We start from the raw sequence: 20,299 nt of genomic DNA on the forward strand, positions 1-20,299 counted from the left end.
TCCCGGATCAGCCAGGCGTGAGCGTCACAGAGGGCGCGCCCGGGCGCAAGCGGGAAAGCAGCGGCGTTGCTCCCGGGGCAGGGGCGGTGTAAAAGTCGCCTTCCGAGGAGACCATCCGCATGACGAACCCGCCCATTCTGCACGACCCTGCTGCTCTGCGCCTGCCGGAAGGCGAAGCTGCCAAAAAGCTGTTCATCAAGACCTATGGCTGTCAGATGAATGTCTATGACAGCGAGCGCATGGCGGAGGCGATGGGCTCGAAAGGCTATGTGCTGACCGAAACGGCGGATGATGCCGATATGGTGCTGCTCAACACCTGCCATATCCGCGAAAAAGCCAGTGAAAAGCTCTATTCCGATCTGGGGCGGCTGCGGGCGCTGAAGCGGAAGAATCCGGAGATGAAAGTCGGCGTGGCGGGCTGCGTCGCCCAGGCCGAGGGCGAGGAAATCCGCCGCCGTATGCCGCTGGTCGATATCGTGGTCGGCCCCCAGGCCTATCACCGGCTGCCGGCGATGGTTGAGGCAGGCGGACCCCAGGTCGATACCGATTTCCCGGCCGAGGATAAATTTGAGCATCTGCCGCAGCGCAAGGGCTATCGCGGCCCGACCGCCTTTCTGACGGTGCAGGAGGGCTGCGACAAATTCTGCGCTTTCTGCGTGGTGCCCTATACCCGCGGCGCCGAGGTGTCGCGTCCGGCCGAGCGGCTGCTGCGGGAGGCGCGGGAACTGGTCGCGCGCGGGGTGCGGGAAATCACTTTGCTCGGGCAGAATGTGAATGGCTATCACGGCGCGGCCGGGGGGGCAGAGAGCTGGACGCTCGGCCGCTTGCTGCGCAGCCTTGGCGAGATCGGCGGGCTGGACCGGCTGCGCTATACCACCAGCCATCCCAATGACATGGATGATGATCTGATTGCGGCGCATGGCGATCTGCCGCAGCTGATGCCCTATCTGCATCTGCCGGTGCAGTCCGGCTCGGACCGCATTCTGAAGGCGATGAACCGCAAACACACCCGCGATCAGTATTTCCGTCTGATCGACCGGATCCGCGAGGCGCGGCCCGATATTCTGATGACCTCGGATTTCATTGTCGGCTTCCCCGGCGAGACCGATCAGGATTTCGAGGATACGATGGATCTGGTGCGCCGGGTGAATTACGGCGCGGCTTTCTCGTTTAAATATTCCGCCCGCCCGGGCACGCCTGCGGCGGAAAAGGCCGGAGTGCCGGATGCGGTGGCCGATGCCCGGCTTCAGGCGCTCCAGGCGCTGTTGCAGAGCCAGCAGACGGCGGCCCAGGCGCAGATGGTCGGTCGCGAGATTTCGGTGCTTTACGAAAAAACCGGGCGCTATCCCGGGCAGATGGTGGGCAAATCCGAACATCTGATGGCGGTGCATGTCGAGGATGGGGCGGGTGCGATCGGCGATCTGGTGCGCGCGCGTGTCACCGCGGCGAGCGCGAATTCTCTGGCGGCGGTGCTGCTGCCGGGCTGATCCCCGGCGGCGCGGGCCTTATGGCCCGATTGTTGCGCTGCCCGCATCAATGCCGCATTAACCACCGCATCTTGTGGTCCTGGGCGTCCAGATGGCCATATTAATGCCCTGAACCAGCCAGAATTCCCTTTACTTGCAAGGTCAGGCTCGTCAATCCTGCCCGGACTGTCACATTAGGGTGAAGGGGGCTGGCTGTGAGTTATATTTCACGTGCCGTGCAGGGTATTTTTAAAAGCGCTGCTCTGGCAGCGATGATTATTTCGGGCGGCGCTGCTGCCGCTCAGGATCGCACGGTTGATCGTACTGTCGTCACCGGAAAAATTGAATGGGGTGCCTGGATTGACGATGACGGCTGTATGCACTGGTGGGCCGATGGCGGCCTCGAGGGCTATATGGTGCCGCGCCGCGATCCGAAGACCGGCCGCCCGGTCTGTCTGAAGAAAAACACCTGTCTGGTTGAGAATACCGATGCGCTTTTCGCCACCGACAGCTCAAAGCTGACCAGTGCCGGACGCCAGCGCCTTGCGCAGTTCTTCTCGTCGGCCGGGGCCTTCGGCTATGCCATTTATGGCCATACCGACAGCCGCGCCTCGGATGAATATAATATGCGCCTGTCTGAGCGTCGCGCCAAAGCCGTGGGTGATGTGGCGCGCTCGGTTGGCGCTTCGGTCGAGCGTCAGATCGGCTTTGGCGAGCGTCATCCGGTTGCAACCAATTCCACCGCGGCCGGCATGGCGAAAAATCGTCGTGTCGAAGTCGTGTGCTATCGCTGGTAAGGGGCAGAACCATGGCATTTAAAACTATAGGCCTCTTGCTCGGCATTGCCCTTCTTGCAGGATGTGACGGGCTTTCGCCCTATCAGGGCCCGGATTCGGTGATCGCCACCGCAGACGACCGGGGGCGCGATAAGGGCGTGCTGGTCAATGGCCGCGCCGCCATCGCCTATGATCCGGATGGCTGCCAGAACTGGATCATGGATGACGGGGTCGAGGGCTATTCGACGCCGCGCTACGATCCGGTCTCGGGCCTGCCGATCTGTAATAATCTCTATCCGCCGGGTACGGTGCTGGGCGATTACCAGACCGGAAGCCAGGGCATCCGTGACTGGGTGCCTGGCTCGCGCCGCAATACCGTGGTCGTCGGCCGCAACTGAGGCCGCGGGGGTTTCGACCCGCGACAGACACCGGAATTACCGGAAGGCCGCATCCCGCCCGGGCATGCGGCCTTTTGCTTTGAAAGCAAATGCCGGGCGCAAATACCGGGCAGGGCAGGCGGCAGTGGTTGAAACCCCGGGATTTGTCGCTAGATCTTTACATGCCGGGGCAAGATATAGTGGTGCGAACGTAGCCCCTTGCCAGATCCCGCGCTGAGGCGCAGCATTAAGGCCAGGATTCAAGCACAGGAGACCCGCTTGGGCATCAGCGCGCTGACCCCCCCGACCCGCACCGAGGATATGGTGGAAACCGTCCTGGAATTTCCTGATAACCGTCTGCTGATTGGTCTTTGCGGTGAATATGACCGCAATCTTTCGCAGATCGAAAACCAGCTTGGCCTGCATATTCTGCGGCGCGGCAACCGGCTTGTCGTGGTCGGTGACAAAGAGCTGCGTGAGCAGGCGGCGGCGGTGCTGCGCTCGCTTTACGCAAGGCTTGAGGAGGGGCGGTCCATCGGCGCGGGCGACATCGACGGCGCTCTGCGCTTTGGCAGCGCCACAGCGGCGGCGAAAGCGCCTGAGGGCGAGCAGATCGAAATGTTCGCACCCGGCATGGAGCTGCGCACCCGCAAAAAGCCGATCGAGCCGAGGACTGAGGCGCAGAAGGCTTATGTCGCCAATCTGTTCCGCAATGAGCTGGGCTTTGGCATCGGCCCGGCGGGCACCGGCAAGACCTATCTGGCGGTGGCGGTCGGGGTGACCATGCTGCTCACCGGCGCGGTGGAAAAGATCGTGCTCTCGCGTCCGGCGGTCGAGGCTGGTGAGCGGCTGGGCTTCCTGCCCGGCGATATGAAGGAAAAAGTCGATCCCTATATGCAGCCGCTCTATGACGCGCTGAACGATTTCCTGCCGGCGCGTCAGGTCGAGAAGCTGATCGCCGAGAAGCGGATCGAGATCGCGCCTCTGGCCTTCATGCGCGGCCGGACCCTCGCCAATAGTTTCGTCGTGCTCGATGAGGCGCAGAATTCGACGGCGATGCAGATGAAAATGTTCCTCACCCGTCTGGGCGAGGGCTCGCGTATGGTGATCACCGGCGACCGCACCCAGGTAGACCTGCCGCGCGGCGTGACCTCGGGTCTTTCCGAGGCTGAGCGGATCCTGAAAGGGGTTCAGGGCATCAGCTTCAATTATTTCACCGCCAAAGACGTGGTGCGTCACCCGCTGGTCGGCCGGATCATCGAGGCCTGGGATGCCGATGAGGCCCGGGCCTGACAGTCTTGCGCTTCTGAAAAAGATCTCCGGGCCCGTTGCACGGGCCTGGATGCCTCCGGCGGGGGATATTTACGGACAGATGAATGAACAAGCGGCTTTCATCTGTCCTGAAATATCCCGGGAGTGTGAAGGGGGGCAGGGCCCCCTTCCGCCGCCCCTTGCCTCAGAGCGCGCCAGAGGATAGGCGCGGCGCCATGGATCAGATGCTGACAGAGACCGTTTTTGAGGATGAGCGCTGGCAGGCCTTCGGGCTGGAAGCGCTGGCCGAAACCGCCGCCCGCGCCACGCTTACCGGCATGGGCCTGCCCGCCGGGGGCTTTGTGATCGCGCTTCTGGCCTGTGATGATGCGCGGATTTCGCTGCTCAATGCCGAGTTTCGCGGTAAGCCCAGCCCGACCAATGTGCTCTCCTGGCCCTCGGAGGAGCGCGCCGCCGAAGTGATCGGCGAAGAGCCCGAACCGCCTGAGCCCGGCGATGCCGATGATCCCGAAGAGCTGGGCGATCTGGCGATTGCCTATGAAACCTGCCTGCGTGAGGCGGATGAGCAGGGCAAGGATCCGGCGCAGCATGTCACCCATCTGATCGTGCATGGTGTCATGCATCTGCTGGGTTATGACCATATTGAAGACGAAGATGCGCGGCTTATGGAAGAACATGAAACGCGGATACTTGCGGCCATGGGCATTGCTGACCCATATTAGGCGCGCATCCACATACCGGGTGCTTTCTGGATAAAGGGACGATGGGCAGTAGCAACGATGGGCCGGATCAGACGCCGGACGCGTCTGACAGTCAGGCCGAGGCCGCTTCTTCTTCAAACGAAGGCGCGGGACGGGGCTTTTTCGGGCGGATCATTTCCGCCTTTTCGCCAGGCGGGGCGGATGCCGCCGAAACACGGGAACAGCGCGCCGCGCTGAGCGGACTTGCTGCCCTGCAGCGGCTCAGTGTCGATGATGTCGCGATCCCCAAAGCCGAGATTATCGCGGTTCCGGTGACAGCAGAGCTTTCCGAGCTGGTTGCCGTCTTCCGCGCGCATGGTTTCTCGCGCCTGCCGGTCTATGATGACAGCCTCGATCAGCCACTGGGTCTGGTGCTGCTCAAGGATATTGCCCTGAACCACGGTTTTGACCAGACAAAGCCCTATGATCTGAAGGCGCTGCTGCGCCCCATCCTCTATGCCCCCCCCTCAATGCCGGGCGCGGTTCTGCTGCAGAAAATGCAGAAAGACCGCGTGCACATGGCGCTGATCATCGATGAATATGGCGGGGTCGATGGCCTTGTGACCATCGAGGATCTGATCGAGACCGTGATCGGTGAGATCGAGGATGAGCATGATGAGGTCGCGGGACATCTGTGGAAAGAAGAGGCCCCGGGCGTGCTGCTGGCCCAGTCTACCGCCGAGCTTGAGGATCTGGAGACGGCGCTGAACTTCCGTCTGCGCTCGGGCGCCGAGGATGAGGAGATCGATACGATCGGCGGCCTCGTCTTCCTGCGCACCGGCCATGTGCCCTCGAAAGGCGAGGTCATCGCGCTGGAGAATGGCGCGACGATTGAGGTGGTGGATGCCGATGTCCGCCGGATCAAACGGCTGCGGCTGCGCCTTCCGGGCCAGACCGGGGCCGAGGCAATGACCGGACGGGCTGGCTGAACATGATCTCACGCGCGATCTGCGGCCTCCGCAACGCCGCCTGGCGCAGCATCGCGCGTGACTTTGCTCTGGGGCTGGTGGCGGTCACCGGCCTCGCGCCGCTGAATTTCTGGCCAGTATCGCTGATCGCGCTGGGCCTGATCCTGCACCGGGTCGGCTCGGCTGAAACGCCGGGCCTTGCCGCCAGACGCGCCTGGTTTGTCGCCGCGGGCTGGTTTGGCTTTGGCCTGTCCTGGATCGTTCAGCCTTTCATGGTCGATCCGCTGCGCCATGGCTGGATGGCGCCTTTCGCGCTCCTCGGCATCTCCTTCGGGCTTGGCTTGTTCTGGGCGGCGGCGGGCTGGCTCTCGGCACGACTGCGTCTGGGGGGCATCGGCTTTGCGCTGACGCTGTCGCTGGCCGAGCTGGCGCGCGGCCATGTGCTGACCGGTTTCCCCTGGGCTTTGCCCGGCCATATCTGGGCCGCGACGCCTTTGGCCCAGATGGCCTCGCTCAGCGGCAGCTATGGCATGACGGCGCTGACCCTGATCGCCCTGGCCGCACCTTTATCTTACGGCTGGCGCCGGGGCGGGGCGCTCAGCCTGGCTGTTCTGGCCCTTGCCGCGGGCTGGTCCTGGCACCGGCTCGCTCTGCCAGAGCCGGCGGCGCTTGCCGCCCGCGCCCGTATCGTTCAGCCCAATATCGCGCAAAGCCTGAAATGGGATCCGCAAGAGGCGGATCGCAATTTCACCCGGCTGTTGCAGATGACAGAGGGGGCGGCTGCCGATCTGGTGATCTGGCCCGAGACCGCTGTGCCCTATCTCTTCGAGCCAGGCAGCTGGGTGCCGCTGGCGATGACCGGGGCCGGGGCAGGGCGCCCCGTGGTTTCGGGCTTCCAGCGCAACCAGGGAGCGCTGGCCTGGAACAGCCTCGGGGTCTTTACCGGCGCGGGTGAGGTCAGCCAGAGCTTTGACAAAATGCATCTCGTGCCCTTCGGGGAATATATGCCGATGGGTGATCTGCTCTGGCAGGCCTTTGGCATCCGCGCCTTTGCCGCCCAGGTGGGGGCGGGTTATTCGGCGGGCGGGACGCGTGACCTTCTCGATCTTGCCAGGGCCGGGGCGGCGGGGGCGGGCCGGGCCTTGCCGCTGATCTGCTATGAGGCGATTTTCCCCGGGGATCTGAGCATTGATGCGCGCGCCGACTGGATGCTGCAGGTGACCAATGACGCCTGGTTTGGCACCCTGACCGGCCCCTATCAGCATTTTGACCAGACCAGGCTGCGCGCCATTGAGCAGGGCCTGCCGCTGCTGCGCGCCGCCAATACCGGCATTTCAGGCTTTATTGATGCACGGGGCCGGGTGGTCGAGGCGCCCGGGGGCCAGCCCGCGCTGCTCGGCCTTGGTGCCGAAGGGGTGATTGATGCGCAGATCCCCGGCGCCCTGGCCGTGCCACCCTATGCAAGGATGCTGCGCCTTGCCGGGGAATGGCCCATCGTGTTTGTGCTGCTGGCCGGACTGGTTCTGGCCCGGTTTGCCACCAGACCGCGACCTTACAGCGCTTGATTGTTGCTCCCCCGGGGTCTAAGCGGGTCGACAACCGTCACAACGGCTTCCTGGCGTGACGGGGCTAACCCCAACGGAGCAACTTTCATGAGCCGCACTGACTATGTCTTCACCTCCGAATCCGTTTCGGAGGGGCATCCCGATAAAGTATGCGACCGCATCTCAGACGCCATTCTGGACGCTTTCCTCACCGAAGAGGCCAATGCCCGCGTTGCCTGCGAGACTTTCGCCACCACCAATTGCGTTGTCGTCGGCGGTGAGGTCGGACTTTCTGACCCGGCGCGCCTGAGCGAGACCCTCGGCCGGGTCGAGAGCATCGTGCGCGACTGTGTGAAAGACATCGGCTACGAGCAGGATGAATTCCACTGGAATACGCTGCAGGTGCAGAACCTGCTGCATCCGCAATCGGCGCATATTGCCCAGGGCGTGGATCGCGACGGTGCCGGTGATCAGGGCATTATGTTCGGCTATGCCTGCCGGGAGACGCCCGAGCTGATGCCAGCGCCGATCCAGTATAGCCATGCCATCCTGCGCCGCCTGGCTGAGGTGCGCAAATCGGGTGAGCAGCCGACCCTGCGCCCCGATGCCAAATCGCAGATCTCGCTGCGCTATGAGGACAGCAAGCCGGTTGAGGTGACCTCGATCGTGCTCTCGACCCAGCACAGCGATATCGCCCAGAGCTCAGACGACATCCGCGCCATTGTCGAACCCTATATCCGCGAGACCCTGCCCTCGGGCTGGATCACCGCGAAGACGGTCTGGCATGTCAATCCGACCGGGACTTTCGTCATCGGCGGCCCGGATGGTGATGCCGGTCTGACCGGCCGCAAGATCATCGTCGATACCTATGGTGGCGCGGCGCCGCATGGCGGCGGTGCTTTCTCGGGCAAGGATCCGACCAAGGTTGACCGCTCGGCCGCCTATGCCGCGCGCTATCTGGCGAAAAACATCGTGGCCTCGGGCCTTGCGGCGCGCTGCACGGTGCAGGTCTCCTATGCGATCGGCGTGGCCGAGCCGCAGTCGATCTATGTCGATACCCATGGCACCGGCCTGGTGCCGGATGCGGTGATCGAGCAGGCGGTGCCGAAGGTGCTCGACCTGACGCCGCGCGGCATCCGCACCCATCTGGGGCTGAACCGCCCGATCTATGCCCGCACCTCGGCCTATGGCCATTTCGGCCGCGCGCCCGAAGCTGATGGCGGCTTCTCCTGGGAGCGCACCGATCTGATCGATGCGCTGAAAGCGGCGGTCTGATCCGGGGCGACAGAATGAATAAAGGGCGCCCGCCGTGGCGCCCTTTTTTTATCGGCCGGATTCAGGGGCAGGTTTCATGCGCCGGTTGACCCCGGTCCTTTGGGCCATTAGACGGCCCCGGTTCGTTTGAGGAAGCGCTATGTCTGACGCCGAGACCCCGAAATCTGAAGTTCGCGATGCCGGCGAGGCCGCAGAGCGCCGCAATTTCTACGGCCGCCACAAAGGCAAGACCCTGCGCTCAAGCCAGAAGGATTATCTGGCCAATGATCTCGAGCTGCTGCGGCTGAAGAATGTGACGGCTGAGGAGAACCCTGAGCGTCAGATCCTCGATATGACGCAATTCGCCGGCAAGCCGGTCTGGCTCGAGATTGGTTTTGGCGGCGGCGAGCATCTGGTGCATATGGCCGCGGCCAATCCGCAGATCCATCTGATCGGTTGCGAGCCTTTTGTGAATGGCGTCGCCATGCTTCTGGGCAAGATCCGCGCCGCGGGGGTGAGCAATCTCTCGATCCATCCCGGTGATGTGCGCGATCTTTTCGATGTGCTGCCCGATCATGTGATCGAAAAAGCCTTCCTGAACTATCCCGATCCCTGGCCAAAAGCGCGCCACCACCGTCGCCGCTTCGTCACCCAGGGCTATCTGACCGCTTTGCACCGGGTGATGCGGCCGGGCTCGGAATTCCGCATCGCGACCGATATTCCCGATTATGTCCGCCAGGCGCATGAGGAAGTGCCGGTTGCTGGCTTCCGCCTGGTGAAAGAAGCGGGCGAGGGGCAGCACTGGCAGGACTGGATCTCGACCCGCTATGAGCAGAAAGCCTTCCGCGAGGGCCGCCTGCCGCATTATCTGACCTGGGCGCGCGACTGATCCCGCGCGGCCCTTCACGGCGGCCCTCTACTGCGGCACCGTCAGGGCGGGAAACCGCGTTTCGCGCTCTGATTTAAATCCTGTCGCTGCGGGCGGCTTGCAGCCTGCCAGAGGTGGACCGTCTGATCTGGTTGCGCTATCACCACAGGCGAATTCGGGTCAGGAGAGCAGGCATGTCCGGTCACGGTGAAGCACAGGTGATGGTTTCGGCGAAGAGCGGTCCGCTCTCGGGTGTGGCAGAGGTGCCGGGCGATAAGTCGATCTCGCATCGCGCGCTGATTTTTGGCGCGATGGCGATTGGCGAGACGAAGATCACCGGCCTGCTCGAAGGCGAGGATGTGCTCGATACCGCTAAGGCAATGCGCGCCTTTGGCGCCACCGTGACCCGCCATGGCGAAGGCAGCTGGTCGGTCAATGGCGTCGGGGTCGGCGGCTTCCGTGAGCCGGAAAATGTCATCGACTGCGGCAATTCCGGCACCGGCGTGCGGCTGATCATGGGCTGTATGGCCACCACGCCGATCAGCGCGACTTTCACCGGCGATGCCAGCCTGAACAAGCGCCCGATGGGCCGGGTCACCGATCCTTTGTCGCTGTTTGGCACCCAGGCCTTTGGCCGCAAGGGCGGCAGGCTGCCGATGACGCTGGTCGGCGCCGCAGATCCGCTGCCGGTGCGCTATACCCTGCCGGTCGCCTCGGCCCAGGTGAAATCGGCGGTGCTGCTGGCTGGTCTCAATGCCCCGGGGGAGACCGTGGTGATTGAGCGCGAGCCGACCCGTGACCATTCCGAGCGGATGCTGCGCGGTTTTGGGGCCGATCTGACGGTTGAGCAGACTGATGAGGGCCATGTCATCACCCTCAAGGGCCGGCCCGAGCTGAAGGCCCAGACCGTGGCTGTGCCGCGCGATCCCTCCTCGGCGGCTTTCCCGGTCTGTGCGGCGCTGATCACCCCGGGCTCGGATATCCTGGTGCCGGGCGTCAGCCAGAACCTGACCCGCAACGGCCTCTATCTGACCCTCGTGGATATGGGGGCGCAGATCGAATTCCTGAACCCGCGCGAAGAGGGTGGCGAGCCGGTCGCGGATCTGCGGGTGCGCTATTCGCCGGATCTGCAGGGGATTGAGGTGCCCGAAGAGCGCGCGCCCTCGATGATCGATGAATATCCGGTACTCTCGGTGGTCGCCTCCTTCGCCCATGGCACCACGGTGATGCGCGGCGTCAAAGAGCTGCGGGTGAAAGAATCAGACCGGATCGACGCCATGGCGCGCGGGCTTGAGGCCTGCGGCATGAGCATCGAGGAAGAGGAAGATGTGCTGATCGTGCATGGCAAAGGCCCGGGCGGTATGCCGGGCGGCGCCACCTGCGCCACCCATCTTGATCACCGCATCGCCATGAGCTTCCTCGTCGCCGGTATGGCGGCGCAGAAAGAGATCAGCGTCGATGACGGTTCGCCGATCCTGACCTCTTTCCCGATCTTTGAGGGGCTGATGAACGGGCTCGGCGCGGCGATCCGCAAGGCCTGATCAGAGAGAGGGGGGCGCTCGCGCCCCCTCGCAGCCCGGAAGGGCCGCTCACCCCCTGAGGATATTTCAGGACAGATGAAATCTGTCTTTGCTTTGTCCGGAAATATCCCCGGGCGGCGGGGGTCAGGCAGCCCCAGCCCCTGGCAGAAGCCAGAAAAAAGCCCCGCCGGAATGATCCGGGCGGGGCTTTTTCTTACGCTCTGGCGCGGTTTCAGCGGCGACGGTCGCGGCGTGCGCTCATCGGCTGGAAGGCGACGCCGACATGGGCTTCGCAATAGGGTTTGCCGGCAAGCGAGGGCAGGCCGCAGAACCAGAAATCATCCGAGGCCGGATCGCCGATCGGCCATTTGCAGGTGCGCTCGGTCAGCTCCATCAGCGTCAGCTTGCGCGCACGCTTTTCCACCTCGCGCACCGAAGCCAGCGCCTCGGGGCTGATTTCATTCAGCGAGGGCTGCGGCGGCAGCGGCTGACCGGCGGGCACGATGGCTTTGCGGATCGGCAGCGGGGTGACATTCGAGACCGGCGCCTGGGGCGCGGCCTGGGGCGCGGCGGCCGCCGGGCGCAGGGGCTCGGCCGGGCGCGGGCTGGCCGCCTGGGGCGCTGCCGCCGGGCTTTCCGCCCGCGGGGCTGCTGCTACCGGCTCGGCCGGGGCTGCCGCCCGCGGCGGCGGGGCCGCTGCAGAGGGGGCCGCCACGGCCTCTTCCTCGTCTTTGCCGCCAACCCGGTTGGACAGCCCCAGCCGGTGGACCTTACCGATCACCGCATTGCGGGTCACACCGCCAAGTTCCTTGGCGATCTGGCTGGCAGACTGGCCTTCCGACCACATCTTTTTGAGAAGTTCGACCCGCTCGTCCGTCCAGGACATATCCCGCTCCGCCTGTCTGATACCCTCTGCATACTAACGGTCCGGGGGAGGGGGCTGCAAGGGCAGAACGAATCAAATCAACCCCAGGGTGACGCTGCGCCGCGGCTGCGGCGAGGTTTTCGCGCTGAAACCGGGCGAAAATCGCGGATTTCCCGGCCTGCGGCATGGTAAATCCGTCGGAAGCGCCGCTTTTCCTGCGATGCTGGCCGGACAAATTCATTTACAGCTCCCGGCTTTCTGCGCTAAGGCGGCAGGATGATCATGTCCGCGACCCTTACTCTTCGTCTGCGACGCCGCTGAGGCGCATGATCCCGGCTGCCTGACCGTTTTCGGGCAAAATCCCTCTGTTGACAGCCTCAATGCCCCGGCTTTACGCCTTGGCTTCCCAATTCCGAAGGGCAATCCCTATGATTTCCGCTGTGCTTCCGACCTATAACCGTGCGCCGCTCGCCTTTAGCAAAGGCCAGGGCAGCTGGCTGGAGGCGACGGACGGGCGACGTTACCTCGACCTTGGCGCCGGGATTGCGGTGAATGCGCTTGGCCATTGCGCGCCTGAACTGGTGGCGGTGCTGCAGGACCAGGGCGCGAAGCTCTGGCATGTCTCGAATATCTACACCATCCCCGAGCAGGAGCGTCTGGCGGCGCTGCTCTGCGATCAGAGCTTTGCCGATACGGTGTTCTTCACCAATTCCGGCACCGAGACCGCTGAGCTGGCGATCAAAATGGCGCGCAAGTTCCATTATGAGAACGGCCAGCCCGAACGGACCGCTTTCCTCGCCTTTGAGGGCGCCTTCCATGGCCGCTCGACCGGGGCGATTGCCCTTGCCGGCTCCGAGAAGATGGTGAAGGGCTATGGCCCGCTGATCGGGGGCTTCTCGCAGCTGCCCTGGGGCGATCTGGCAGCGCTGAAGGCGGCGGTGAGCGATCAGACCTGCGCGGTGATCATCGAGCCGATCCAGGGCGAGGGCGGCATCCGCCCGGCCGGGCAGGCCTTCCTGCGGGAGCTGCGTGCGATCTGTGATGCGACCGGCACTTTGCTGATCTTTGACGAGGTGCAGTGCGGCATGGGCCGGACCGGCAAACTTTTTGCCCATGAGCTGGCCGGGGTGACCCCCGATATCATGATGGTGGCCAAGGGCATCGGCGGCGGCTTCCCGCTCGGCGCGGTGCTGGCGAGCGAAAAGGCGGCAAAGGGTATGATTGCGGGCACGCATGGCTCGACCTATGGCGGCAATCCGCTGGCCTGTGCGATCGGCGCGAAAGTGACCGAAATCGTCAGCGATCCGGCCTTCCTCGCCGAGGTGGTCCGCAAGGGCGCTTTGTTCCGCCAGGGGCTGGAAAGCCTGGTCGCCCGGCATCCGCAGGTCTTCTCGGGCGTGCAGGGCGAGGGGCTGATGCTGGGGCTGAAATGCGTGAAAACGCCGGGGGATGTGGTCGCTGCGGGCTATGGTGCCGGTGTTCTGACGGTGGCGGCGGCCGATAATGTGCTGCGGCTGCTGCCGGCGCTGAACATCCCTGATGCCGATATTGCCGAGGCGCTGAACCGGCTCGATGCGGCTGCCACAGCGCTTGCCGCCTGATTTCATCTGTCGTTAAATATCCCGGGGTGCGGGGCAGAGCCCCGGCTTCTGCCCCCTCCGTGAAAAGCGAAAAACATGAACCATTTCCTTGATATCCATACCACCTCTCCGGCAGATCTGCGCGGGATGATCGACCAGGCCCGGTCGATGAAAGAGGCCCGCACCGGTCTGCCAAAGGGCACGCCCGATGCCGATCAGCCGCTGAAAAACCACATGGTCGCGCTGATTTTTGAAAAGCCCTCGACCCGTACCCGGGTGTCTTTCGATGTCGGCGTGCGCCAGCTCGGCGGCGAGACCATGGTGCTTTCGGGCAAAGAAATGCAGCTCGGTCATGGCGAAACCATTGCCGATACCGCGCGCGTCCTGTCGCGCTATGTCGATCTGATCATGATCCGCACTTTTGAGGAAATGACCCTGCTTGAGATGGCAGAACATGCCACGGTGCCGGTGATCAATGGTCTGACCAACCGCACCCATCCCTGCCAGATCATGGCCGATATCCTGACCTATGAGGAGCATCGTGGCCCGATCAGGGGCAAGAAAGTGGTCTGGGCCGGAGATGGCAATAATGTCTGCGCCAGCTTCCTGCATGCCGCCGGTCAGTTTGGCTTTGACATGACCTTCACCGGGCCGGAAACCCTGGACCCCGAGCCGGCCTTCGTCGATCTTGCCCGCTCGAAAGGCGTGAAAGTCACCATCCAGCGCGATCCCTTCACCGCGGTCGAGGGCGCGGATCTGGTGGTCACCGACACCTGGGTCTCGATGCATGATCCGGAATCGGCGAAAGAGCGCCGCCATAATCAGCTGCGCCCCTATCAGGTCAATGAGCAGCTGATGAGCCGGGCAAAGCCCGATGCGCTGTTCATGCATTGCCTGCCCGCGCATCGCAATGATGAGGCGACCAGTGCGGTGATGGACGGGCCGCATTCGGTGATCTTCGATGAGGCGGAAAACCGTCTGCATGCCCAGAAAGCAGTGATGCGCTGGTGCCTTGGCCTCTGAGGCCTGGCGCCGCGGGACCTGAAGCCGCGGGACTTAATGCCGTGAGACTTAAAAAAAAGGGCGCCTTGCGGGGCGCCCTTTTGCACAGACCGGATTGGATAACCAGGGGCGGCGGGTTTACAGCTCCTGGCGGTGATCAGCTGTCACCGTCCAGCGCGACAGGAAGGCAAGGGCGAGGATCATTGCCGCGAGGCCGCCAAAGGTGACGCGGTGGCCGAAATTCTCGGCCAGCCAGCCGATGGTGGCCGGGGCCATCAGCACGCCGGCATAGCCGATCATCGTCACCACCGACAAAGCCGCGCCCGGGCGCTGGCCGGGAATATTGCCCGCCGCCGAGAAGATCACCGGTACCAAATTGGCGCAGCCAAAGCCCGAGAGGGCAAAGCCGAAAATGGCGATATAAGAGCCGGGGGCCAGGGCCGCCAGCGCGAGGCCAAGGCCCGCGATCAGCGCCGAGAAGGTGAAGGTCGGCACCGAGCCAAAGCGGTTGCGCAGCCCGTCACCGGCAAAGCGGATCAGTGCCATAGTGGCGGCGAAAAGCGCAAAGCCGAGGCCTGCGGTGAATTCATCGGCGCCGAAGGTTTCGGCGAGGAACAAGGCGCCCCAGTCGAGCACTGCGCCCTCAGGGACGAAGGCAAGAAAGGCCATCAGCCCCAGCAGCCAGATGCTGAGCTCGCGCGGCAGGAAGCTGCTTCTGGTCGCGCTGGCAACCGGCTCCGGCGGCAGGGGCGGCTCACCGCGCAGGAAGGGCAAAGCGCAAAGCACGATGGCGAGGATCACCGCCGAGGAGAGCAGCGCCTGGACCTCGCCCCCGGCGCGTGAGATCACCAGCGCCCCCAGCGATCCGGCAATAAAGCCGCCAAGGCTCCAGAACCCATGCAGCGAGGACATGATGGCCTTGCCGAGCCGGCGCTCAACCTCGACCGCATTGGCATTGGCCATGATGTCGAGCGCGCCCATCAGCACGCCGAACATCACCATGGCGAGGCTCAGCCAGAACAGCGACGGCGCGAAGGCGACCATGGGCAGCACCGGCACAATGCCCAGCCCGGCGAGCCGGACCAGCGGCAGGGTGCCAAAGCGCGGAATGGCTTTGCCGACGAAGAGCATGGCAATCATCGCGCCAATGCCAAGGCCGAAGATCAGAATGCCCAGCGTCGGCTTGTCGATGCCATGTTTGGGCAGCAGCAGCGGGATCTGCGGGGCCCAGGCCCCGATCATGATCCCCCCGGAGAGGAACAGGGCCGAATTGGCCCAGCGGGCAGAACGGGCTTCGTCGCGGGTCATTCGGGCACAGGCTCCTGGATCAGTCTCAGCGCCTGCCTATCTGCTCGCCCGCAATCAGGAAAGGGGGGGCGAGGGCTTCAGCGTCGTGGTTTTGCACGCAGCGTCGGCTCATGCTCGCGCGGGTCTTCGGGCCAGGGATGTTTGGGATACTGGCCGCGCATATCCTTGCGCACATCGGCATAGGAATTGCTCCAGAATCCCGGCAGATCCAGCGTCACCTGCACCGGGGTCTGGCGCGGTGAGAGCAGGCTGATGCGCAAAGGCAGGCGGTGCTGGCCGACGGTCGGATGCTGGGTGACGCCGAACATCTCCTGCAACCGCACCGCAATCGCCGGATGTTCGCCCTCGTAATCAATCGGCACGGCGCGGCCCAGCGGCGTGGTGAAATGCGCCGGGGCCAGGCGGTCGACCTCGGCCATTCTGGCATGCCCCAGATGGGCTTTCAGCGCCTCGCTCAGATCGAGCCCCTTCAGATCGCCGAGGTTGCGGGCTTTGCCAAGCCAGGGCAAGAGCCAGTCTTCGGCGCTGTCGAGCAGGGCCAGATCGCTGACCCCGGGCCAGTCCTCGCCCCGGGTCAGTGCGATCCGGGCGCGCAGCCGGGCCGCGGCCGCGCTCCAGCTCAGCCCGTTTTCGCGCAGCCCCTGCAGCGCGGCGCGCGACAGGGCCTCGGCGGGGGCCTCGCTCCAGGCGCGCTCATTGAGCACCAGCGCGCCATAGCGCTCGCGGCGCAATGCCTGGACCCGGTTCTCGCGGCTGTTCCAGATCACCTCATCGCTCCAGGTGATGCGGTCGGCGGCAATTTCGCGCAGCTCTTCCTCGCTCAGCGCCGCCGCCATACGGATCTTCGCCTCACGCGGGTCTCCGTCGAGATCGGTGGCGACCAGCAGCCGGGCTTTTGCCAGCGCGCTGCCCGGTTCGATATAAGCGCCTTTGCCGCCCGACAGCAGAAAACGCGGTGCCTCACCCCTGCGGCGCAACCCGATGCGGTCGGGATAGGCCAGCGCCGCCATCTGCGCCGGGCTGTACTGCACATCGCTGTCCCCCGCCGCCCGGACGAGGCGCTTTGCCTCCTGACGGATCCGCTCAATCACGCCGCGATCGGCATTTTCGGGCGGGCGGGCAATGGCCTGGAGCCGCAGCTCCAGTTCGGGCCCGGCGCCGCGCAAAGGATCGCGCTCCCCGATCAGCGCCGCGAGGGGGGCGGCCTCTTTCCCCGCGACCGCCAGCATATGGCCCAGACGCGGATGCAGCGGCAAAGCGGCCAGCTTCCTGCCATGCGCGGTGATGCTGCCGGTGGCATCGAGCGCGCCGAGATCGCGCAGCAGCGCTCGTGCCTCGCTGAGGCCGGCTTCGGGCGGCGGGGTGAGGAAGGGCAGATCATCCGAACCCCATTCCGCCAGTTCCAGCGCCAGCGCCGTCAGGTCAGCGACCTGAATGCCGGGCGGCGGGAAAGCGGCCATGCCGCCCTCTTCCCCCTTCGTCCAGAGCCGGTAGCAGAGACCTTCCGCCACCCGGCCGGCCCGGCCGCGCCTTTGCTCGGCTTCGGCCCTGGTCACCCTTTCGGTCACCAGCCGCGCCATGCCAGAGCCCGGATCAAACCGCGCGCGCCGCGCCTTGCCGCCATCCACCACGATGCGGATATCGGGCAGGGTCAGCGAGGTTTCGGCGATAGAGGTGGCGAGCACCAGTTTGCGCAGCCCGGGCCCGGCGGGGGCGAGGGCGGCCTGCTGGCTGGCGAAATCCATCGCGCCATAAAGCGGGCGGATCACGCAGCCGGGCAGGGGATCAAGCAGGGCGGCAAGGCGGCGGATCTCAGCCTCACCCGGCAAAAAGGCCAGCAGCCCGCCCTCGGGGTTTTCCCCGAGCGCCTGGCGGATCAGCCCGGCCATGGCGGCCTCAAAGCGCAGCGAGGCATCCACGGGCCGGGGCAGCCAGCGGGTTTCGACCGGGAAGGCGCGGCCCTCGGCGGTCAGAACCGGCGCATCCTGCATCAGCGCGGCCACCGGCGCGGCATCGAGCGTGGCCGACATCACCAGCACCGCCAGATCCGGGCGCAAAGCGGCGCGCAGCTCGAGCACCAGCGCAAGGCCCAGATCGGCCTGCAGCGAGCGCTCGTGAAATTCGTCAAAGATCACGCAGGAAATGCCCGAAAGCTCGGGATCGCCCTGGATCATCCGGGTCAGAATGCCCTCGGTCACCACCTCAATCCGGGTGGCGTCCGAGATCTTCGCCTCGCCCCTGATGCGGTAGCCGACACGCTGTCCGACCGCCTCGCCCAGGGTCGAGGCCATGCGCACGGCCGAGGCGCGGGCCGCCAGACGGCGCGGCTCGAGCATCAGGATCTTGCCTGGATAAAGCCCGGAGGCGAGCAGATCGAGCGGCACCAGCGTGGTTTTTCCGGCCCCGGGCGGGGCCTGCAGCACGGCGCGGCCTGCCTGGGCAAGGGCCTGGCGCAGCTCGGGCAGGATATGGGTGACGGGCAGGGTGATCATTCCCGCTATATGCCAGGCGTCTGCGGCTCTGGCCAGTGGCGGCTGGCCCGGGCGGAGATATTTAAAAAAATGGCCAGGCGCGGATCGCGGATTTCCCCTTCCTCAAATATCCCGGGGGGGCTGCGACAGCTGCGGGGGGCAGCGCCCCCTTCTTTTGTCTGCTGGCTTTTTGCGGCCCGCTTTGGCAGACATTTCCCGGCGGAAGAGGAAATCTGATGACGATTGCGGAAATGGCAGCGGCGGTTCTCGCCGGAGACCGGCGGGCGCTGGCGCGTTCGATCACTCTGATTGAAAGCGCGCGGGCGGATCATCGCGAACAGGCGGTGGAATTGCTGACGATGCTGCGCGGCTCGGGACGCGAGGCTTTACGCCTTGGTCTTTCCGGCACGCCAGGGGTGGGCAAATCGACCTTCACCGAGGCTTTTGGCATGCAGCTGGCCGAGGCGGGCAGGCGCGTCGCCGTGCTGGCGGTGGACCCCTCTTCGGCGCGCTCGGGCGGGTCGATTCTGGGCGATAAAACCCGGATGGAACAGCTGTCGCGCCATCCCAATGCCTTTATCCGTCCCTCGCCCAGCCAGGCCCATATGGGGGGCGTGGCGCGGCGCACCCGGGAGGCGGTGGCACTTTGCGAGGCGGCAGGCTTTGATCTGGTGGTGATTGAGACGGTGGGGGTCGGTCAGTCCGAGACCATGGTGGCCGAAATCTGCGATCTGTTCCTGCTTCTGATGGCGCCTGCAGGCGGCGATGAGTTGCAGGGGGTCAAACGCGGCATTATGGAAATGGCCGATCTGATTTTGGTCAATAAAGCCGATGGCGATCTGCTGGCCACGGCGCGCCGTACCGTGGCCGATTATGCCGGGGCTTTGCGGCTGCTGCGCCGCCGCCCCCAGGATCCGCCGGATTTCCCCAAGGCGATGCCGGTCTCGGCGGTCGAGGGCAATGGGCTGGAAATGGCCTGGGCCGAGATGGAGGCGCTGGCGCGCTGGCGGCGCGAGCATGGTCATTGGGCCAGACGCCGCGCCGATCAGGCGGCCTACTGGTTTTCCGAAGAGGTGCGCCACGGGCTTCTGGCGGTGCTCGAGCGCGAACCGGCACAGGGAATCATGGCCCGGCTGGCGGCAGCGGTCACGAGCGGCGAATACAGCCCCGAGGCTGCAGCGCAGCAAATGATGCGTGCACTGGGCCGCAGCTGAGTGTATAGGGAGGCAAGGCACGGGCGAAAGCGCGGGTGTCGCAGATTTTCGTTCCGCTCTGCCGGGGCGGCCTCTTGACCTCGCTGCCGATAGACCGTACATGCCGCAAATCGAATTCGGACGGCGGGGGCTTCCCCGTGCCCTGTCCTTCTGAACAACGAGGATACTCAAATGTCGCGCGTTTGCGAACTGACGGGCAAGGGCCCGATGACCGGCAACACGGTCAGCCATGCAAATAACAAAAGCCGTCGTCGCTTCCTGCCGAACCTGAATGAGGTTTCGCTGGCTTCCGACACCCTCGGCAAGACCTTCACCCTGCGCATCTCGGCAGCTGCCCTGCGTTCGGTTGATCACCGCGGTGGTCTGGACGCCTTCCTGGCACGCGCCAAAGACGTGGAGCTCTCGGCTGACGCGCTGAAAATCAAGCGCGACATCGCGAAAGCAGCAGCTGCTGTCTGAGCGCTGTCAGCATCCGGCCTTAAGGCCGTGATCTGAAAGATTAAAACCCTGATCGCCCGGCGATCAGGGTTTTTTCTTTTCTGTCAGCCGCTTATCTCCGGCGCCTTGCAAGAAACTCCGGGGAGGCGACGGATCGGCGCTTGACCTTGTGGCAGGGCCAGGCAGAAAATGAGCGGGAAGGACGGCGTATGCTTACCGCGCGCCGGACCCGAGAGACGTCGCGGGGAGAGGCGGCGGCCCGGGAGGAGAGCGGAGCAATCCGCAGAGACACGGGCGCACAGTCATCCCCGCTTATTCCGAGGGAGGAAGGGGCCATGTCAGCTCCTGTGCAGCTTTACCCGCCATCGGCGGCATTTGTGGCGGGGTCGCATCTTGATGCGGCGGGCTATGCGTCGCGTTATGCGCATTCGGTCGAAGCGCCTGAGGCTTTCTGGGGCGAGGAAGGGCTCAGGCTCGACTGGATCCGGCCCTATACGAAGGTGAAGAACACCTCTTTCGCGCCGGGCGCGGTTTCGATCCGCTGGTATGAGGACGGCATTCTCAACGTAGCCGCCAATTGCATCGACCGCCATCTGATCGACCGCGCTGAGCAGACCGCGATCATCTGGGAGCCGGATGATCCGGCGGAACCGGCGAAACATATCAGCTATCGCGAATTGCTCGAACAGGTGTCGC

Annotated in this window: 18 protein-coding genes and 1 riboswitch; of the genes, 15 read left to right on the forward strand and 3 right to left on the reverse strand. The window is 64.7% G+C overall.

All coding sequences use genetic code 11. The annotated features are described in order from the left end of the window. Positions 1–119 precede the first annotated feature (119 nt). From miaB to aroA, 10 genes are all read left to right on the forward strand, one after another. The gene (gene miaB / locus H0485_RS18295) at positions 120–1,487 is read left to right on the forward strand and encodes a tRNA (N6-isopentenyl adenosine(37)-C2)-methylthiotransferase MiaB (RefSeq protein ID WP_226937368.1); all 1,368 of its coding nucleotides are present in this window, start codon (positions 120–122) and stop codon (positions 1,485–1,487) included. 194 nt (positions 1,488–1,681) lie between these two features. Then, positions 1,682–2,263, forward strand: a complete 582-nt coding sequence (locus H0485_RS18300; RefSeq protein WP_226937369.1) for an OmpA family protein — start codon at positions 1,682–1,684, stop codon at positions 2,261–2,263. Between the two features lie 11 nt (positions 2,264–2,274). After that, positions 2,275–2,640, forward strand: a complete 366-nt coding sequence (locus H0485_RS18305) for a hypothetical protein (RefSeq protein WP_226937370.1) — start codon at positions 2,275–2,277, stop codon at positions 2,638–2,640. Positions 2,641–2,940: 300 nt separating this feature from the next. Continuing rightward, positions 2,941–3,912, forward strand: coding sequence for a PhoH family protein (locus tag H0485_RS18310; RefSeq protein ID WP_226937384.1), 972 nt, complete (start codon positions 2,941–2,943; stop codon positions 3,910–3,912). Between the two features lie 203 nt (positions 3,913–4,115). Beyond that, a complete protein-coding gene (gene ybeY / locus H0485_RS18315) occupies positions 4,116–4,613 on the forward strand; it encodes an rRNA maturation RNase YbeY (protein WP_226937385.1) in 498 nt (165 codons plus the stop codon). A gap of 41 nt (positions 4,614–4,654) precedes the next feature. Further along, positions 4,655–5,560 carry a CBS domain-containing protein gene (locus H0485_RS18320; protein WP_226937371.1) on the forward strand — a complete coding sequence of 302 codons (906 nt, stop codon included), beginning with the start codon at positions 4,655–4,657 and terminating at the stop codon, positions 5,558–5,560. Positions 5,561–5,562: 2 nt separating this feature from the next. Then, the gene (lnt, locus tag H0485_RS18325; protein WP_226937372.1) at positions 5,563–7,104 is read left to right on the forward strand and encodes an apolipoprotein N-acyltransferase; all 1,542 of its coding nucleotides are present in this window, start codon (positions 5,563–5,565) and stop codon (positions 7,102–7,104) included. Between the two features lie 31 nt (positions 7,105–7,135). After that, positions 7,136–7,185: riboswitch (SAM-SAH riboswitch) on the forward strand. Positions 7,186–7,191: 6 nt separating this feature from the next. Further along, positions 7,192–8,358: a methionine adenosyltransferase gene (metK, locus tag H0485_RS18330; RefSeq protein WP_226937373.1), complete on the forward strand. Its 1,167-nt coding sequence runs from the start codon at positions 7,192–7,194 to the stop codon at positions 8,356–8,358. A 139-nt stretch (positions 8,359–8,497) separates the two neighbouring features. Then, positions 8,498–9,226, forward strand: coding sequence for a tRNA (guanine(46)-N(7))-methyltransferase TrmB (gene trmB / locus H0485_RS18335; RefSeq protein ID WP_226937374.1), 729 nt, complete (start codon positions 8,498–8,500; stop codon positions 9,224–9,226). A gap of 173 nt (positions 9,227–9,399) precedes the next feature. Further along, entirely contained in the window at positions 9,400–10,746 is a 1,347-nt protein-coding gene (gene aroA / locus H0485_RS18340; RefSeq protein ID WP_226937375.1) for a 3-phosphoshikimate 1-carboxyvinyltransferase, read from the forward strand. 211 nt (positions 10,747–10,957) lie between these two features. Here the strand turns inward: aroA and H0485_RS18345 are convergent, their stop codons facing one another. Continuing rightward, entirely contained in the window at positions 10,958–11,611 is a 654-nt protein-coding gene (locus H0485_RS18345; RefSeq protein ID WP_226937376.1) for a GcrA family cell cycle regulator, read from the reverse strand. A 407-nt stretch (positions 11,612–12,018) separates the two neighbouring features. Here H0485_RS18345 and H0485_RS18350 point away from each other — a divergent pair, with 407 nt between their 5' ends. Beyond that, a complete protein-coding gene (locus H0485_RS18350) occupies positions 12,019–13,191 on the forward strand; it encodes an aspartate aminotransferase family protein (protein WP_226937377.1) in 1,173 nt (390 codons plus the stop codon). 75 nt (positions 13,192–13,266) lie between these two features. Then, the gene (argF, locus tag H0485_RS18355) at positions 13,267–14,193 is read left to right on the forward strand and encodes an ornithine carbamoyltransferase (protein ID WP_226937378.1); all 927 of its coding nucleotides are present in this window, start codon (positions 13,267–13,269) and stop codon (positions 14,191–14,193) included. 117 nt (positions 14,194–14,310) lie between these two features. Here argF and H0485_RS18360 read toward each other — a convergent pair whose 3' ends face one another. Together H0485_RS18360 and hrpB are read right to left on the reverse strand one after the other, a co-directional pair. Next, positions 14,311–15,480 carry an MFS transporter gene (locus tag H0485_RS18360; protein ID WP_226937379.1) on the reverse strand — a complete coding sequence of 390 codons (1,170 nt, stop codon included), beginning with the start codon at positions 15,478–15,480 and terminating at the stop codon, positions 14,311–14,313. A gap of 77 nt (positions 15,481–15,557) precedes the next feature. Continuing rightward, positions 15,558–17,972, reverse strand: a complete 2,415-nt coding sequence (gene hrpB, locus H0485_RS18365; protein WP_226937380.1) for an ATP-dependent helicase HrpB — start codon at positions 17,970–17,972, stop codon at positions 15,558–15,560. A 215-nt stretch (positions 17,973–18,187) separates the two neighbouring features. Between hrpB and meaB the strand changes: the two genes are divergently transcribed. The 3 genes from meaB to H0485_RS18380 form a co-directional block, all read left to right on the forward strand. Next, a complete protein-coding gene (meaB, locus tag H0485_RS18370) occupies positions 18,188–19,165 on the forward strand; it encodes a methylmalonyl Co-A mutase-associated GTPase MeaB (protein ID WP_226937381.1) in 978 nt (325 codons plus the stop codon). A gap of 171 nt (positions 19,166–19,336) precedes the next feature. Beyond that, a complete protein-coding gene (rpmB, locus tag H0485_RS18375; RefSeq protein WP_226937382.1) occupies positions 19,337–19,624 on the forward strand; it encodes a 50S ribosomal protein L28 in 288 nt (95 codons plus the stop codon). 314 nt (positions 19,625–19,938) lie between these two features. Then, a partial coding sequence (locus H0485_RS18380; RefSeq protein ID WP_290427262.1) for an acetyl-coenzyme A synthetase N-terminal domain-containing protein occupies positions 19,939–20,299 on the forward strand: 361 nt, incomplete at its 3' end.

Origin of the sequence: Pseudogemmobacter faecipullorum, from assembly GCF_020539525.1 — a bacterium.
Classification (GTDB): Bacteria; Pseudomonadota; Alphaproteobacteria; order Rhodobacterales; family Rhodobacteraceae; genus Pseudogemmobacter; species Pseudogemmobacter faecipullorum.